General features: G+C 67.3%; 8 protein-coding genes. 1 reads left to right on the top strand and 7 read right to left on the bottom strand.

From position 1 onward, the window contains the following. Positions 1 to 313 precede the first annotated feature (313 nt). The 3 genes from QOZ81_RS08900 to gltB form a co-directional block, all read right to left on the bottom strand. Complete coding sequence (locus tag QOZ81_RS08900; protein ID WP_291198781.1) at positions 314 to 745, bottom strand: DUF5991 domain-containing protein; 432 nt, start codon at positions 743 to 745, stop codon at positions 314 to 316. Between the two features lie 171 nt (positions 746 to 916). Beyond that, entirely contained in the window at positions 917 to 1,216 is a 300-nt protein-coding gene (locus QOZ81_RS08895) for a hypothetical protein (RefSeq protein WP_300714407.1), read from the bottom strand. 2,712 nt (positions 1,217 to 3,928) lie between these two features. Beyond that, complete coding sequence (gltB, locus tag QOZ81_RS08890) at positions 3,929 to 8,314, bottom strand: glutamate synthase large subunit (RefSeq protein WP_291198783.1); 4,386 nt, start codon at positions 8,312 to 8,314, stop codon at positions 3,929 to 3,931. A 107-nt stretch (positions 8,315 to 8,421) separates the two neighbouring features. On the opposite strand from gltB, the gene dnaX reads away from it, so the two are divergent. Further along, positions 8,422 to 10,038 carry a DNA polymerase III subunit gamma/tau gene (dnaX, locus tag QOZ81_RS08885; RefSeq protein ID WP_291198785.1) on the top strand — a complete coding sequence of 539 codons (1,617 nt, stop codon included), beginning with the start codon at positions 8,422 to 8,424 and terminating at the stop codon, positions 10,036 to 10,038. A 502-nt stretch (positions 10,039 to 10,540) separates the two neighbouring features. Here dnaX and QOZ81_RS08880 read toward each other — a convergent pair. From QOZ81_RS08880 to QOZ81_RS08865, 4 genes are all read right to left on the bottom strand, one after another. Further along, positions 10,541 to 10,762, bottom strand: a complete 222-nt coding sequence (locus QOZ81_RS08880; protein ID WP_291198787.1) for a MoaD/ThiS family protein — start codon at positions 10,760 to 10,762, stop codon at positions 10,541 to 10,543. 14 nt (positions 10,763 to 10,776) lie between these two features. Next, positions 10,777 to 14,880, bottom strand: coding sequence for a translocation/assembly module TamB domain-containing protein (locus tag QOZ81_RS08875; RefSeq protein WP_291198789.1), 4,104 nt, complete (start codon positions 14,878 to 14,880; stop codon positions 10,777 to 10,779). Then, positions 14,880 to 15,851 (bottom strand): serine/threonine protein kinase, encoded by a 972-nt coding sequence (locus QOZ81_RS08870; protein ID WP_291198791.1) that lies wholly within the window; start codon positions 15,849 to 15,851, stop codon positions 14,880 to 14,882. The genes QOZ81_RS08875 and QOZ81_RS08870 overlap by 1 nt, the downstream gene beginning before the upstream one ends. Positions 15,852 to 15,922: 71 nt before the next feature. Further along, entirely contained in the window at positions 15,923 to 17,542 is a 1,620-nt protein-coding gene (locus tag QOZ81_RS08865; RefSeq protein WP_291198793.1) for an MFS transporter, read from the bottom strand. Positions 17,543 to 17,557: the final 15 nt, after the last annotated feature.

Genomic DNA, 17,557 nt, shown 5'->3' with positions numbered 1-17,557 from the left:
GAATGCTGGAGCCCCAATCATCCATAGTTCGCTGGAACGCCCAGGAAGAAGCACCTTGATTGCAGAAGAGAGGCCATTCGCAAAGAACAGCGGCGGTGGCTCTAGATGATTCGGAGCGTTCTCCGCTGACAAAGTCCCAGTGGCTAACAGGAGGGCCATGAAGACTTTTATCGTTTGCATGGGGATGGCCCTAACGAAAGCAGCTAACCGGCCACGCCTGCACCGAGGTGCTGAACGAAGCCGAGGAAGCGGAACGAAGAGAAAGAGCGGAAGGCAATGCAGGCGGGGTCCGAGTTGAGCGGAGGGTTAGGCGCTACGGGAGGGCTTGCTGGAAGTATTCACCTGGGGATTGGAACTTGTCGAGAGTTGGCAGGAAGGCATGCCAAGTCGTGATGGTCTTTCCTTTGGATTTAGACAATTCAAGGAGTAGTTCACCAGGCTTGTATTGTGGGGAACGGTCATCGCTTTGGGCTTTCAAGAAATACAAACGGATGGTGCCGCCTTCTTGTTTTGCTGTCGCCAGGACTCTGCCCAATGTCATGTAGCCATCTGATTCAATTTGAGCGCCGAGTCCCACACCTCTGCGCATGATATGAATTTTGTAGACAACGCAGTTCGTCGTTTCCTGAGGACCGGGCCAAGTTTCTTGGAATTCCCAGGTTCCAACCCATTCAATTGGCTTAGTACTAGGAGCCTGCCCGAGTAAGGCAGCACCTGCGAGCATCAAGGGAATTGCAGTTCTCATGGTGTGGCGCCTAACGGATTAGGCTAACCGGACCCGCCTGCGCCGAGGCGCTGAACGGAGCCGAGTAAGCGGGAAGCTGAGAGAGAGCGGAAGGCAATGCAGGCGGGGTCCGAGTTGAGCCGAGGGTTAGGCTGAAGGGCCTACATGTAGTAGCTCGGACTAACCTATAGATTAGAGATACGGCATGGAGATAGATGAACTATTGATGATTTCAGTGTTAGGCGGAAATTCAACGCTCTGATTCGATTTAGCCTTGCAGAAGAAGGTCAACCCTTTGTAGCTGCAAAGAAATTTGGACCGACCGAAGAAGGAACCCGAGACAACAACCAAGGGGGCTTCCTGTTTTCGGAGAATTGAAGCGAAATCGTTTGCGTCAACTCGGACAATGACACCAAAAGCTTTGATTGCATTCATGGTCGAAGAGGCAGCTGCTGCTGCGGCAATAAGCGGAATTTCTGAACCAGAACTCATAGCATTTCTCCATGGGAGTGGATGGCGCCTAACGAATGAAGCTAACCGGACCAGCCGCGGCTGAAACGATTGGCGGATAACGGGTGAAAGAACTGCCAGGGCGGGAGGACCTGGCCGCTTGCGGCTGGGTCCGAGTTGAGCGGAGGGTTAGGGCGACGGGGAGACATAGTAGTGTTCCCATTTGTAGTGAAACGAGCAGTTCGGCTTTGGTTCGATGGCTCGAAAGTAATACCACCCTTCCGGCGATGGGAGGAGACGGTGGACATGACCAAGTTCAGGGAACTGAGCAAGGAGGATCTTCAAAGCGCGGGAAGCGGTCATTTTCTTCCCTGACTCTGTCTGGACCCTCAGAGAACGGACCAATTCGCGTTGGTCATCCACACACCGGAACACTCTGATGGTGACTTCTGGCATTGGGTAGGCGCCCTAACGAAAGAAGCTCACCGGCCCCGCCTGCACCGAGGCGCTGAACGAAGCCGAGGAAGCGAGAAGCTGAGAGAGAGCGAAAGACAATGCAAGCGGGGTCCGAGTGCAGCGCAGGGTTAGGCCGATGAATAGGATCATTTAGTTACAGGTTGACCTAGTGATTGAGACTGGCCAGGGTGGAAATCATGGTCGCCCGGCAATGGAGGGTTTGGGGAAAGCCGAACCCAACCACCATTTCGCTGAATGTATACACTTCGGGTGACGAGGTTGTACTTCATGATTGGAATTGTTGGAAACCCAAGCTCCGCGCCTGAGGTGTAGCGCCAGACAGAAGGCCCCTCAATGAAGGCATGAATGGCCACCCCGGTAAGAACTCCGAGGACCAATGGTGTGAGGAATCGCCAGCGCGAGTTCATGCGAGAGGCCTAACGAAAGAAGCTAAGCGGCCACGCCTGCACCGAGACGATGGGCGGAGCCGAGGTAGCGAAATGTTGAGAGAGAGCGGAAGGCAATGCAGGCGGGGTCCGACTTGAGCGAGAGGTTAGGCAGCGAACTTGGAAGTTTGAGCTTGCGGGCTTGGACAATGAGAACAGCTGGTTGACCAACCCAGGGTACCAGCATGCCTAACTCAACCAGACCGTGAACTGGTGGGCCACGAAGAACCAGGCTGCCCTTCGAGCTGCCCGAGAAAGACGCTGGGATTCAAAGAAACCTGCAATGAAGCAGAAACCCGAAATCTTATAGAGCGGCCTAACGAAAGAAGCTAAGCGGCCACGCCTGCACCGAGGAGCTGAGCGGAGCCGAGATAGCGAGATGCTGAGAGAGAGCGGAAGGCAATGCAGGCGGGGTCCGACTTGAGCGGGAAGTTAGGCCGAGCCCCTGGGAAGTGAAGTTCAAAATGCTGGTTGGCCAAGAGGCCCCAGTATGAGCCGAATTGAGAAGGTTGGCCCAAACAGCCCCGACGAAACCTGGCTGAAACCGAGTACTGGAGCGGATGAAAAAGAACCGAGTAAGAGGTTTGGGAAGGCGATGCCTAACGAAAGAAGCTCACCGGCACCGCCTGCACCGAGGCGCTGAACGAAGCCGAGGAAGCGAGAAGTTGAGAGAGAGCGAAGGGCAATGCAGGCGGGGTCCGAGTGGAGCGAGAGGTTAGGCAGTGACGGGCCTTGAATTGAGCCCCGCTCGAACTGGAACAGCCAATAGAGGCGGGGCCCGAGTAGAGCGAGAGGTTAGGCAACATTCCTTGACTTGAATTTGAAAAATAAATGAGCCACAGCAAATCCAACCGGAAGCCAGGCCAATGTATCAACCAGGGTTGAACGTGGCCCTACTAACGCAGCACCCATATCAATGCCCTTATTGCCTACGGCGTCAGTGAAATATGGAAGCAATCCAAGTTTTACACTCGGCCAGTTAACAACATTGATGTGAGCATTATAGAAGGAGTCAGAAAAGCTCCCCCAAGAAAGAAACATGAATACCCAAGAGGACTTGCAGATCACCAGACTAATTATCAGGGCAGTTGCTGCCACCTTCTTCCAATATCCTGAAGTCATTAGGTGCCTTCCAAAATGTTGCCTAACTAGTAATTGGACGACGTCCGCTTGGGGGGGTGGGTACGCCTATCCGGGGGAGGGGGATGAGGTAAGTGTTGAACCGACCACGGGGATATTGAAGTACTGGGCCTGAATAGGCAGACCGGTGATGGGCGGACGGACGGGGGTTTTTGGGGACCGATACCTTGGCTGGCGATGCAGGACTAAATTTTAGGGTGAACTGGGGCCTGGCGGGTGGTTCGAATGGATGCGGGGTGGGGCGTGGAGGGGGGCCAGGGCGCGCTGTGTCAGGCTTCCAGCCGGTTCTTTCGGGGCCATGCGCCCTGGCGCAGGTCGCCCGATGGGTGCCGGAGGGAGGGCCGGGAGGGGGACGGCCCGGATTAGGCGTTCAGTACGAGAGGGTTCGTGGTTCGCCTAATCAGGGTCTCGCAGGAGCTAAGTGTTGAAAATGCCGTGGGGGTATCGAAAGGATAGGCAGACCGGTACGGCACGGACGGGAGCCGGTGCCTGGGGGCCGCCCGCCGGGGGGCAGGTGGGTGATCTGGGGTCTGGTCCAGGGTGGGGGTGAGCCGCGGCGCCGGCCACGGGGCCAGGCAGGACATCGTTCCCCAGCTGCGAAGCGGATGGGGCCGCATCGGCGTGGCCGATGGCGGGCGTGTGGCTCCGGGGATCGCAGGTCCCGCAGGGGGCCTGCGCTTGGCCCGGCGGTACTCCACGTTGAGAACAGGCCCTAGCGGGTCGTCAAGTCGGCGGCCACGGCCACGGGCACGAAGGGGCTGAAGGTCTGCAGCGTGCCCTTCCAGTCGGCCAGGAGGGTGGCGGCGGTGGTGCTGCCGGTCTCGAGGGCGTGGGCTTCGAGGAGGCTGCGGAACTGGGCCTCCTCCTCGGCGCGCCAGGGGATGCCGGCCAGGTAGTCGCGGTTCACGCGGGCCTCGTGCTCGCGGCGCAGGAAGAGGACGCCGCCGGTCATGCCGGCGCCGGCGTTGGCCAGCACCTGGCCCAGGATGGCCACGGCGCCGCGGGTCATGTACTCGCAGGCGTGGTGGCCCGCGCCCTCCACCACGGCGGTGGCGCCGCTGTTGCGCACGCAGAAGCGGTCGCCCGCGAGGCCCCGGGCGAAGAAGCGGCCCGCGGTGGCCCCGTAGAGGGCGCCGTTGCCGAGGATGGCGTTCTCCTCGGGGAGGTACTTGGACAGCGGGCCGGGCCGCAGGACGAGGGTGCCGCCGGACATGGACTTGCCCACGGAGTCGTTGGCCTCGCCCAGCAGCTTCACGTGCAGGCCCTCGGTGAGGAAGGCCCCGAAGCCCTGGCCCGCGCTGCCGCGGAAGGTGATCCGGAGTCCGCCCGGTACGGCGGGATCGGCGCCGGTGCGCCGTCGCTCGCGGATGCCCTGGGCGATCTCGCCGGAGAGCGTGGCCAGGACGCCGCGGTCCTCGGTGCCGATGGGGAAGGCCAGCTCATGCTCGCCGCCCTGGTCCAGGAAGGGCCGGGCGGCCTCCACCAGTTGCCGGTTGAGCAGGCCCACGCCCTCGGGGACGACCACGATGGCGTCGCCGGCCTCCGCGGCGGGCGCCTCCAGGAAGGCGGAGAGGTCCAGCTTCCGGTCATGCACGAAGGTGGCATGGGCGGGGGCGATGGTCAGCAGGTCCGTGCGGTCCTGCAGCTCGGCGAGGCTGCCGAGGCCCAGGACGGCCAGGTGCCGGCGCGCGTCCTCGGCGAGGTGGGTCAGCATGCGCAGGACGGCCTCGGGGCTGCCGGTGTAGCGGGCCTTGAACTTGGGGTCGTGGGTGGCGATGCCCGCGGGGCAGGTGTTCTTCTCGCAGATGCGGGCCATCATGCAGCCCTCGGCCACCAGCAGCAGCTTGCCGAACTCGAAGCCCTGGGCGCCCAGGATGGCGGCGGTGACGATGTCCTTGCCCGTGAGCAGGCCGCCGTCCACCCGCAGCTCCACCTGGTCGCGCAGGCGGTTCTCGCGCAGGGCCCGGTGGGCCTCCATGAGCCCGAACTCCCAGGGCAGGCCCGCGTGCTTCATGGAACCCAGCGTGGCGGCGCCGGTGCCGCCATCGCCGCCGGCGATGTAGATGATGTCGGCGCCGGCCTTGGCGACGCCCATGGCGATGGTGCCGATGCCCGTGCCCGAGACCAGCTTCACGCTGATCCTGGCGGCGGGGTGCACCTGCTTCAGCTCGTAGATGAGCTCTTTCAGGTCCTCGATGCTGTAGATGTCATGCAGGGGCGGCGGGGAGATGAGGTCCACGCCGGGCAGGGAGAAGCGGGCCTTGGCGATGGTGGCGTCCACCTTCACCTTCATGAGCTGGCCGCCCTCGCCGGGCTTGGCGCCCTGGGCCACCTTGATCTGGATCTCCTGCCCCGAGACCAGGTACTCGGCCGTGACGCCGAAGCGCGCCGAGGCCACCTGCTTGGTGCTGGCCGTGAGGCCGTCGGTCCAGTAGTAGGGGTTCTCGCCGCCCTCGCCGCTGTTGCTGCGGCCGCCCGCGGCCTCCATGGCCAGGATGAGGTCGCGCTGGCTCTCGGCGCTCACGGCGCCGAAGGACATGGCGCCCGCGCCGAAGCGGGCCAGGATCTCCGAGCGGGGCTCGACCTCCGGCAGGGGCAGGGGCTCGGCCGCCTCGCGGAAGGCCAGCAGGTGCCGGGGGTTGATGGGTTCATCCTCCTTGAGGGAGGCCAGGTACTCGCGGAAGATCTCGGCGGCTTCGGGCAGGTCCGGGTCCAGCCCCACCAGCCGGTGGACGATGCGGGACCGCGCCGACGTCATGCCGTGCTTCTCGCCCTCGCCGGGCTTGCCGGATTCCCGGAACTGGTGGGTGTGGAGCAGCTTGTCCTGGAACCCGGACTGGGCGGCGAAGCCGGTCTTCAGCAGCACGTCGCCGGCCAGCTCCTCGTAGCCGATGCCGCCGATGGGGCTGGCATGGCCGGGGAAGAAGATCTCCATCAGCTCGGGGCCCAGGCCCACGGCCGTGAAGAGCTTGGCGCTCATGTAGCTCTGCACCACCGAGATGCCGCACTTGGCCATGATCTTGAGCAGGCCCGACTCCAGGGCGGCGATGAGGTTCTGCTCGCGCTGGTCCGGCGCGAGGTGGGCGAAGGAGGGATGCTCGTCCCGGCGGGCGATCTCCAGGGCCAGGGAGGGGCAGACTGCCGAGGCGCCGAAGCTGATGAGGGCCGCCACGTGGTGCGAGGTGCGGGCCTCGGAGGTCTGCATGACGATGGAGGCGTTGAGGCGCAGACCCGACTCGTTGAGCGTGTGCACCACGGCCCGCAGGGCGATGAGGCCCGGGATGGGCGGCTGCTCCACGGTGGCATCCTGGTCGCTCAGGATGATCACGGTGGTGCCGGTCTCCACGGCCCGGCGCACGTCGGCGGCCAGCTGCTCGATGGCGGCGTGGAAGCCCCGGATGCCGTCCACCCGCCGGAACAGCATGGGGAAGCTGCGGGGGATGATCTGCGATTCCGAGGGCCGCAGCGTCTGCATGCGGTTCAGGAAGCGCATCTGCCCCAGGTCGAGGATGGGGCGCGGCAGCTCCAGGGCCTCCCGCAGGGGCACCAGGTCCTTGGGGAAGAAGATGTTCGGCGCCCGCCCCAGGAACACCCGCAGGTCCGTGATGTTGCCCTCGCGGAGGTAGTCCAGGGGCGGGTTCGTGACCTGGGCGAAGTGCTGGTAGAAGTAGTCGAAGAAGGGCCGGGGCTGCGAGGAGAAGACGTTGGGCCGGGCCGTGTCGCCCATGGAGCCGATGGCCTCCTTCCCCGTGGCCACCATGGGATAGATCATCTTCTCCAGCTCCTCCCGGGAGCAGGTGAAGAGGGTCTTCCGGAAGACGCTGACGGGGCCTTCCGGGGCCTGCTCGTCGGGCAGGGAGCCGATGGGCGTGGCGCGGGGATCGAAGGCCGCGTAGCGGTTCTCCCGGGACTGGCTGGCGTCGCGGAAGTTCACCTTGCCCGTGGCCAGGGTGAGCTTCACGCCCGTGCCGGCGTAGACGATGCCCTTCTTCTCGACGCGGGCCTCGTCCACGGGGAAGGCGCCGGCCTCGGAGGCGAGGATGAAGCGGTCGTCGGTGAGGGTCCACCGCGCGGGGCGGAAGCCGTTGCGATCGAGCCGCGCGCCCACGGTGATGCCGTCGGAGAACATGATGATGGCCGGGCCGTCCCAGGGCTCCATGGCCCGGCTCCAGAAGGTGTAGAAGTCGTTCTGCCCCTCCGCAGGCGGCATCATGATGGCGAGGATGTCCTCCATGTTCGGGATGCTGCTGCGGTAGAGCAGGGCCTCGGCGATCTCGTTGAGGCTGCCGGAGTCGCTGATGGAGCCGTGGGTGACGAGCTGGTCGGCCTTGAGCCCGATGGACATCTCGCGCGATATCGCGCGGGAGCGGTTGCCGGCGATGGTGTTGATCTCGCCGTTGTGGGCGATGAGCCGGAAGGGCTGGGCCTTGTCCCAGGAGGTCCGCGTGTTGGTGCTGAAGCGGCGGTGGATCAGCGCGAAGCGGGTGGCGTAGCGGGGATCCTGCAGGTCCAGGTAGAAGCGGTCGAGGTCGGCGGACCGCGTGAGGGCCTTGTAGACGATGGTCCGCGCCGACAGCGAGGCGAAGAAGAACTCGTTCTTGATGCCCGCCTCGGACAGCTTGGTGCGCAGCACCTGCTTGGCGTTGTAGAGCAGCTTCTCGAAGGAGGCGTCCGTGCGGCAGTGGGCGGGGCGGCGGATGATGGCGTGGCGCAGGGCGGGCAGGGTGCGGCGGGCGTCCTCGCCCAGCACCGCGGGGGCGACGGGCACTTCGCGGAAGGCCAGCACCTTGAGGTCGAAGAAGTCGAAGGTGGACCGGAAGATGGAGAGGGACTCCTGGAGGCGCAGCAGGTCCGGCGGGGCCAGCAGGCTGGCCACGGCGATCTCGCCGGGCTTGTAGCCCAGCAGCTCGAAGGGGATGTCGGTCATGACGCCCGCGCCATCGCTGGACACCTGGTCCGCGGCGCAGCCGCCCCGGTGCTCGACGCACTTCAGCGCATGGAGGGCGTCCTTGAGGATCTGGTTGCAGGCCTCGCCGGTGCGGCTGGCGATGAAGCCAACCCCGCACGCATCGTGCTCGTTCCGGGCTGCTCCGCGCATCGGATGTCCTTCGGGATGAGGAGCAGAGTACCCCGAAAGCCCGGCCTATGGGATCCCAAGACTTGCTTATGACGGGTGCTGCCGCCCTGTGGGAGACTGGTTCCGTCATGACCACCCTCGCCCTCAAATACCGCCCCCGACTCCTGTCCGACCTCGTGGGGCAGGAGGGCAGCGTGAAGGCCCTGGCCAACGCCCTCAAGCGGGCCAAGGAGAGCGGCAAGATCCACCAGGCCTACCTCTTCGCGGGGGTGCGCGGCACGGGCAAGACCAGCACCGCCCGCATCCTGGCCCGGGCCCTGAACTGCGCGGAGGGGCCCACCGCCACGCCCTGCGGCGTCTGCGACCCCTGCCGGGCCGCCGAGCAGCCGGACAGCAGCCTGGATATCGTCGAGATCGACGCGGCCAGCCGCGCCAGCGTGGCCGACGCGCGGGCCCTGCGCGAGCAGGTGCAGACCCGCCCCGCCTTCTGCCGCTACCGGGTCTACATCATCGACGAAGTGCACATGCTCAGCACCGAGGCCTTCAACGCCCTGCTGAAGGTCATCGAGGAGCCGCCGCCCCACGCGATCTTCGTGCTGGCCACGACTGAGTTGCAGGACGTGCCCGACACCATCAAGAGCCGGGTGCAGATCTTCCCCTTCCGCCTCATTCCCGTGGGCCTCATCGAGGGCCGCCTGAAGCATGTCTGCGAACAGGAGGGCGTGACCTTCGAGGGCGAGAGCCTGCGCCTGGTGGCCGAGGCGGGGCAGGGCTCCATGCGCGACGCCCTCACCATCCTCGACCGCGTCATCTCCGCGGGGGACGGCAAGGTCCAGGAGGAGGCCGTCCGCGAGCAGCTGGGCATCGTCAGCGCCCATCTGGTGCAGGGCGTGATGTCGGCCCTGGCCATCGGCGATTCGGCGGCCCTGGTGGAGTCCTGCCGCGAGCTGGCGGAGCAGGGCGCCGACTGGGCCACCTTCTGGCGGGAGCTGGTGCTGGCCTTCCGCGACCGCCTGGAGCAGGAGGCCCGTTCGGGCCGTGGGCCCCAGGACCTGCTGCGCTGGGCCCGGATGCTGAACCTGCTGCTGAGCCGCGAGCGCGACCTGCGCGACAGCAGCCTCCCGCGCGTGGTGGTGGAGCTGGCCCTGGTGACGGCCGCCCAGCTGCCCCACCTGGCGCCGCTGGATGCCCTGGTCTCCGGCACGGCCACGGCCGGTGCGTCGCCCCGGCCCCTGGGTCCGCCCCCAGCTTCGCCCGCAGGTCCGCCGCCGGTCCCTCCCAAGGCCCCCCAGGTCGCGCCGGCGCCTGAGGGGCCGAGGCGGCCGGCTCCCGCCCCCGCGCCAGCTCCCGCGTTCCGCCCCTCCCCGGCGGGCGGGCCGCCTCCGTCTTCCCAGTGGCGCCAGGCCTGCGCGGAGGCGATGGGTCGCGTCCCGGGTTTCCGGGCCCTGGGCACCGCCCCCCAGCTGGCCACGGACCTGCACTGGGAGCCGCCCGTGCTCCGTCTCGCCTTCCCTGGCAACGTGCGGCAGACCCTCCAGGATCTCGAGCGCGAGCGTGCCAACCCCCACCTGCTGGCGGCTCTGGGCGCGGTGTTCCCGGGGCTGAAGGAACTCGACGTCCGCTTCGAGGAGGACGGCGCCCCGCAGACCGAGCGCCCGGAGGATCGCCTCCGTCGCGAGCCCGCCTTCCAGGAGCTGCTGCGCCTCAGCGGCGGCGAAGTCCTGGAGATCCGCCGCGAGGGCTGAGCGGCTTGTGGGTCAAGGAATGGGGAAAGAAGCGGAGGAAAGCGGAAGAGCTGAGGAAAGCTGAGAAGAACTCCCGTTCGTCTTTCCTGGACATCGGCGAGATTCAGCCTGAAAGACTGAAACCGCAGATGTCGCAGATGGCCGCAGGAAAGGCCATCGGTCCAGAGATTTCACGGATTCACACAGATTGAAAAAACACTCGCAGGTTTGTTTGGGGGGTATCGCTTCGCCAGCATGGGCTTCAGTGGGGGCGCCGCAGCCGCGCCTTTTTGGGGGCTCGGACGCGGCGCCCCCACTGACCTCCGGCCATGCCGGAGGCCGCCTGCGGCGGGCCCATGCGCATGGTGTCGGCGGCCATCTGTGCCATCTGCGGTTTCCGCTGTTGATCTTGAAGCGTTCAGGCTGAGCCTCGCCGATAGCCATGTGGTCTTTCTCCGCTCTCCTCCGCCCCTCAGCTCTCCTCCGCTTATGAAATTCCCTTCATCAAATCCAGCACGGATGCTCACCCCCCGGACACCGGCGGCATGAGGGCCACTTCGTCACCATCCTGCAGCGGCGTGGCGCGGTCGGCGAAGCTCTGGTTGACGGCCAGCAGGGCCTCCTGGGGCAGGGGGGCCAGGCGCGGGTCGAGCAGCAGGTCGCCCAGGGTGGGCGCCGCGGGGAGACTCAGCTCGCTGAAGCCCAGCAGGGCCCGGTACCGTGCGAAGGCCTTCACCGTGATCATGCGCAGCTCCTTTGCTACTTGGGGCTCCAGGTGTGTCGGATCTCGCCGGAGGGGTTGACCCCGGTGCCTCCGCCCTTGCTGGCGCCGAGCTGGAGGATGAGGTTGCCGAAGCGCCACTCCACCTGGCCGGAGGTGATGCTCAGCTCGCCGCTCTTCTTGTGGGAGACGACGAAGGCGCTGCGCTGGCCCAGCAGGCTGATGCTCTTGCCCAGGGTGACTTCGGTCTCGGTGCTGCCCAGGGTCGTAGTGCGCACGGCCACGTTCACCCGGTCCAGGCCCAGGGTGCGGCGCAGCTGTTCCTGGAAGGGCGCGAAAGCGAGGGTGGTGATGAGCCCGGAGCCGGCGCTCGCGAGCCCGGAGGTGATCGCGCCCTGGGTGGCCCCGGAGGAGCCTCCGGCCGTGCCCACGTTGGCCACGTTGCCGGGGTTGATCAGGATGGCCACGATCTCGTCCTGCCGCAGGCTGGGGGTGGAGCTGGGCAGGATGGTGAGGTTGCTGAGCGTGCCGTGGATGTCGAGGTTCACGGTGTAGCCGGGGATGGAGCTCACGCTACCCTGCATGTTGATGATCGGATCCAGGGCCCGCAGCTCGGAGAAGCTCAGGGAGCCCCGGTCCACGACCATGTCGCCGGCGGGGAAGATGTTGGTGACCCGGCCACCGGCCTGGAAGACCATGGTGCCCTTGGGCACCGGGTGGCCCAGGGTGCCGAGCACCTGGAAGGGTCCATCCGTGCGGCCCTCGAGCTTCAGGAGGTTGGTGTCGAAGCTCCAGGGCGTCCGCAGGTCCAGCTCCAGGTCGAGGCGGATGCGCTCGAGGGGATCATCCAGGTCCAGGCCCGTGAGGCCGCCGCTGTCGCTGAGGGCGCTGCGCAGGATCAGGTCCGACAGCTTCACCTCGCTCTGGTAGCTGAGGCGGTCCGCCCGCAGCCGGCCCTTGAGGAGGCCGCCCTCCTCGGTGCCCGTGAGGTTCGCCTCGAGGGTGCCCTGGAGGTCCAGGCCGTCGGGCACGTCCCGCAGCTGGAAGTTCGTGAGCAGGGCCTTGAGGGCATAGGTGTCCAGCCCGCCCGGGCGCCAGGTGATCGCGCCGCTGGCCCTGAGCTCGCCGTGGGCCAGGGTGCCGCGCACGGGGTGGTCCTCGGCGATGGTGACGGTCCGGTCCTTCAGCACCACCTCGGCCTGGATGTCCTCGGCGCCCTGGTAGCCCCGGAGGTTCATGCGCCCCTTGTCCAGGGAGACCACCCCGTCCAGGAGCGGTTCCAGGTAGGTGCCATGGGCCAGGGTGTCGAAGCGGCTGGTGCCCTGCACGGTCAGCTCGGAGAGCAGGCTGTAGTCGTCCACTTCCATGAACCGGTCGAGGATGGCCTTCATGTGCGCCAGGTCCGCCGAGCCCTGGACCTTGAGCGCCAGGGGCGCCGAGCCGGAGAAGGGGACCGTGCCCGACAGGTGGACGTGAGCCGCCTGGGGATTCACCCCGCTGACCGGGCCGCGGGCGCCGCCTTCGAGGCTCAGGTCCACGGTGGCGCCGAGCGCGTTGCCCCGCAGCATGGAGGAACCGGTCTGGTGCAGCTCGAAGGCGCCGAACTGGGCCGCCAGCCGATCCAGGGAGCCGCTCCAGGCCAGGTCCCGGCCGTTCGTCCAACGGCCCTTGGCCGTGGCGGACAGGGCCAGGTCCTCCAGCAGGTCATCCGTCAGGCCCCGGGCCAGCAGCTCGGTGCGGGCGCTCTCGGGGGAGATCTTGAGGCTCAGGTCACCGGCCAGGTCGGGACCCTCCTGGTGGACGCGCAGATCCAGCAGGGGACTGGCCATGCCTTCGATGCCGAGCTGGCCCTCCAGGGCGCCCCTGTCCAGGGTGGCCCGGCCCTGGAGCCCCTCCACGCTGCGGTCGCCGAAGAAGATCCGGCCCCGGCTCAGCTGGATCCGTCCCTCGGGCAGGTCGTAGCCGCCAAAGGGGCGGGTGATGGGTCCGAGAAGCCGGGCCTCCACCTGGGCCTGGAACCGGGGCCCCGGCAGGGTCAGCAGCTGGGAATCCAGGCGCCCGCCCAGCTCCACCCACCAGGTCCAGCGCTGGAAGTCCATGTCGGCCTGTCCCTGGAGGGCCAGGACGCCCTCCGGGGGGACCTCACCGTGACCCAGCAGGTCCGGTCGCTCGGCCACCCGGACCCCCGTCAGCTTCATCTGGAGGGTCTCGATGTCCATGGAAAAGTCGGCAGAGGCCGCTGGAATTCTTATTCCGTAAACTTCACCTTGCTCGGCTTGGGCTGATCCGTACATGGCAAGGTTGGCGTAGGGGCCATGGAGCCGCACCCAGCCGCTGCCGATGCCGGTGATGGGGAGGTCCTTCCCGGCCTCGTCCTTGAGGTCGGCGGCCCGCAGGCCCTCGGCCACTGGCAGCCGGTGGGCGGTGTAGCACATGTCCATCTGGGGTTGCCCGGGGGCGGTCCTGGCCCAGGTCAGCCACAGCTCCCCGCCCCCGGTGCCCTGGTCCTTGGTGAGCTCGATGTTCCTGATCCGGAGGTCGGAGCCCCTGATCTCGACCACCTTGGCCAGCACCTGGTCAGCCCTTGCCCCGTGCCAGCGGGGGTGGTCCACCTGGCCGGACCCATCCAGCTCCAGGCCATTCGCCCGGCTCCACCGCACCTTGGCCTGGGCGCTGGTCCGGCCCTCCATGTCCAGGGTGACGATCTTCCAGGCCTGGAGGGCCCGGGCCACCTGTTCCGCGCCCACCTCGGTGTGGCCTTCACCTTCGAGTTGGACCAGGCCCCGGGCATCCAGGGTGGCCCAACCCGTGCCGTCGAGCTTCAGCGTGTCCAGATCCAGCTTCAGCTGATCCAGCGTGGCCCGTCCCCGGTCGAGGCTGGCCGACAACCCACCGGCCTCCCGGCCGTTCTGGGCGATCCCCACTTGGAGGCTGGCCTGCCAATGGTCGGGGCGTTCGAGCGGGGAGCCTGGCTGGGGGCCCTGGATCTTGGCCTGGACGCTGGCCTGGGTGCCGCGGAACTCCTGGAGCCGCAGGATGCTGGTGAGGGCGTCCAGGTCGACGTTCTTCCCTTGGAGGTCAAGCTGGACCGGGGCGCTGCGGGACCAGTTGCCCTGCAGCTCGAGGTCGCCCTGGGGGGAGGCCCAGCGCAGGTGCTCCAGCCGGGCCTGGTCCAGGCTGCCGCTCCCTTTGAGGTCCAGGTTGCCGGGCACGAAGGTGGCCAGGCCGGGGCGCAGGTCCTGTCCTTCGGCCGTGAAGGTCCAGGTGGGGTGGGCCAGGGAGCCCCGGAGCGTGGCGAGGAGGTCCAGGCTGCCGGACAGGGGGGGCTTGGTGGCGCCACCCCAGCGACCGGCCTGGGCCAGGTCCAGCAGTCCCGACAGCCGGGCCTCGACCCGGTCGGCAGTGGTGGGGGTCTTGGGCTCGAAGCGGCCGATCAGGCGGGCTTGGCTGTCGCCCAGCCGGAGGTAGGCTTCATGGACCACCAGGGCGGGCTCGGAGACTTCGCCGTTCAGATCCAGGCGACCCTTCTCCCAGCCCTGGGGGCCCTTCACGGACAGCTGGGCCCCGGCCAGCTCGATGCGCAGGTGGTTCGGTCCCAGGCCCGTGGCCTTGGCCTCGAACAGCCAGTGCAGGGCGGGGATCCCCCTCACCGGCTCCGGCACGTCGACCTCCCCGCCGGTCAGGCTGAAGCTGTCGAGGCGGAACTGGGGGAGGGGCCCTTTCCGGGGCGGGTGCTCCTTGAGCTTGATCGCCGCGAGGCCAGCCTCGGTCAGGCGCAGGTGGGGATGCTCCACCTGGACGCGGTAGATGCGGCGCGTCGGTCCCAGGAGGGACCACAGGTCAGCCCGCAATTCGACCCGCCGGATGGTCAGGAGGTCGCCGCCCAGCTGGACGTCGTGGAGCACCAGGGAGCCCAGCATGGGATGGAGTTCGATGCGGCCGATGGCCAGGGGGAGTCCCGTCTCCTCGCGGACCAGCGCATCGGCGCGATCCACCACCCAGCGCAGGACGGCCGGCCGGGAGGCGATCCAGGGCGTCACGGTGGCGAGGGTGGCGCCGCCCACCAGGGCATAGGAGACGCGGCGCACCCACCGTCGGCGCCAGAGCCGTCGCACCGCGTCCTTGGCGGGATGCCAGTCCATCAGGTGGTCTTTTCGCCGCAGTTGGGGCACACCATGGCCATGCGGGGCAACTGCCGGTAGCAGAAGCGGCAGAGCCGGGATTGCGTGGCGGCCCGCAAGGTGGGGTGGGGGCCGGAGGTGGAGGTGGAGAGCACGGCGTTGCCCAGCGGCCGGGTCTCCCGGGCCACGTTCTCCTTGAGCCGGCGGAGGGCCTCCAGGAGGGCCTGGGCGGAGAGGTAGCGCTCGCCGAGGTTCACGGCCAGGGCCTTCATCACCACCTCGGAGAAGGCCTTGGGCACGATGGGATTCCGCAGGTGCGGCGCCACGATCTGCTGGGTGGTGAAGGCCTGGGCGATCTTCAGGGGATCGGCGTCATAGAAGGGCACGGTGCCCGTCAGCATCTCGTAGAGCGTGATGCCCAGCGACCAGAGGTCGGACTGGAACACGGCCCGGCCCCGGAAGTGCTCGGGCGCCATGTAGGGCGGGGAGCCGATGCGCGTGGGCGCGTAGGGCACGTGCTGCATCTCCAGCACGCGGGAGGTGCCGAAATCCGTGACCTTGGCCACGCCGTCCCGGTTGACCAGGATGTTGGCGGGGCGCAGGTCGCGGTGGAGGATCTGGTGGCCGTGGGCGAAGGCGATGGCGCAGCAGACGTCGAGTCCGATCTCCAGGGCGCGGGTGGGCGGCAGGGCGCGCTCGCGGCGGATGAGGCGATCCAGGCCCTCGCCCTCCACGTATTCCAGCACCATGAAGAAGATGCCGTTCTTCCGCTCGACGGTGATGAGCTCGACGATGTTGGGGTGCTTCAGGCCCGCCATGATGCGGGGCTCCTTCAGCAGGTCGACGATCTCCTCCTGCTGCTGGTGCGGCACCTTGAGGGCCACCTTGCGGTTCACCCAGGTGTCCATGGCCAGGTAGACCGCTCCGAAGCCGCCCGAACCCAGGCGGTCCAGGATCTGGTATTTGCCCAGCGTCTGGTCCTTGGAAAGCACGCGAATCCGCTCCGATGCGATGGCTCCAGCATGACCGAAACCGCCCGCGCCTCCTAGCCTCCGTGCGCCACCTACTCGAAGATGCGATCGAGGAGGGAGTCGCGGTCCTCCCAGGCGCCGACCAGGTGGCGGATCCTCGGCTTCGCTTCGATCCCGAGGGCGTAGGCGCGCCGGAAGACGGCGCGATCCTCCACGGTGGCGCGGTGGTGCTGCCGCAGATGCTCGCCCCAGCTGGAGCTGAGGAAGCTCTCGACGAAGCGGAGCTGGCCAGGCTCCGGCGGGGCCAGGTCGTGGAAGAGCGACCACCGCACGGCGCCGTCCCGGATGCGGATGCGCCGCACCTCGCGCATGGCCTCCTGGAACGCGGCCTTGCGCTCCTCGGGCACGCGGTATTCCAGCACCGTGAGGATGGGCCCCTCGTCCGGATGGATGGGTTCGGGCGCATGGGCCTGCTGGCGGTGGGGGCTCAGGTCCATGGGTTCGTGCAGGGCCTGGATCTTCAGGCGTGCGGTGAGGGCGAGCATCAGGAACATGCCGACGCCGGCCCAGGCGAAGGCGGTGTGGATGCCCCAGTGCTCGCCCACCCAGCCCCAGAAGGCCGCGCCGCCGGCCATGGCACCGCCCCACACGGTGATGTAGACGCCCAGGGCGCGCGCCCGGACCCAGGAGGGCACCGAGAGCTGCACGCCGGTGTTGCAGGTGCTCAGTACCGTGAGCCAGCCCCCACCGCAGACCAGCAGCACCAGGGCCACGGGGATGACCCGGACCACGAAGGCAAGCACCAGCAGGCCCGTGGCGAAAATGGCCGTGGCCAGGGCCAGGAGCTGGTTGGGCGTGACCTTCGCCCGGAGGGTGGGCAGCGCCAGGGTGGAGGCGACCGCGCCCACGCCCACGCAGCCCAGGAGCAATCCGAACGCCGAAGAGCCCAGGTTCAGGTGATGGATGGCCAGGGTGGGCAGGAGCGAGAAGATCGGTCCCCCGAAGAAGACGAAGCTTCCGCCGCGCACCAGGATGACCTGGAGCTCCTTCCGGTGGCGGGTGTAGCGGAGACCCACCTTCATGGCCGCGCTGAAGCGCTCCGCCGGCAGATCCGTGGTGACGGGCTGCCGCTTCCAGCCCTTGAGGACCACCAGGACGCCGACGAAGGACACGGCGTTGAGCGCGAAGGCCCAGGTGGGGCCCAGCCAGCCCACCACGAGGCCGCCCAGGGCCGGGCCCACGGCGCGGCTGACGTTGAAGCCGGCGCTGTTGAGGGCCACGCCGGCGGCAATCTGGTCCTTGGGTACCAGGTCCGGCACGGAGGCCTGCCAGGCCGGGGCGTTGAGCGCCGCACCGACCCCCAGCAGGAGCGACATGGTGATGAGGAGCCCGGGCGTCACGAGGTGCAGCGCCGAGAAGATGGCCATGGCGGAGGCCGCCAGGAGCATCCAGGCCTGCGTCGTCAGGAGCAGCCGCCGGCGGTCGACGATGTCGGCGATGGCCCCGCCCGGCATGGACAGGATCAGCATGGGCAAGGTGGAGCCCGTCTCGATGAGGCTCATGAGCAGCGGCGAGCGCGTGATCTCAGCCATGAGCCACTTCTCGCCCACGCTCTGCACCCAGGTGCCCACGTTGGAAGCCATGGCCGCGATCCAGATCGCCAGGAAGAGGTGGCTGCGGAGCGGGGCGAAGGGGCTTTTGGCATCGGTCACAGACTCAGGCTAGCC

The organism is Geothrix sp. (assembly GCF_030219325.1).
Taxonomy (GTDB): domain Bacteria; phylum Acidobacteriota; class Holophagae; order Holophagales; family Holophagaceae; genus Geothrix.
The sequence above is the reverse complement of the archived record's forward strand: the minus strand, read 5'-3'. Positions and strand labels throughout refer to the sequence as shown.

Coding starts and splice junctions, on each gene's coding strand:
- QOZ81_RS08900 (WP_291198781.1), bottom strand. CDS start 745: ATGAGAACTGCAATTCCCTTGATGCTCGCAGGTGCTGCCTTACTCGGG.
- QOZ81_RS08895 (WP_300714407.1), bottom strand. CDS start 1,216: ATGAGTTCTGGTTCAGAAATTCCGCTTATTGCCGCAGCAGCAGCTGCC.
- gltB (WP_291198783.1), bottom strand. CDS start 8,314: ATGCGCGGAGCAGCCCGGAACGAGCACGATGCGTGCGGGGTTGGCTTC.
- dnaX (WP_291198785.1), top strand. CDS start 8,422: ATGACCACCCTCGCCCTCAAATACCGCCCCCGACTCCTGTCCGACCTC.
- QOZ81_RS08880 (WP_291198787.1), bottom strand. CDS start 10,762: ATGATCACGGTGAAGGCCTTCGCACGGTACCGGGCCCTGCTGGGCTTC.
- QOZ81_RS08875 (WP_291198789.1), bottom strand. CDS start 14,880: ATGGACTGGCATCCCGCCAAGGACGCGGTGCGACGGCTCTGGCGCCGA.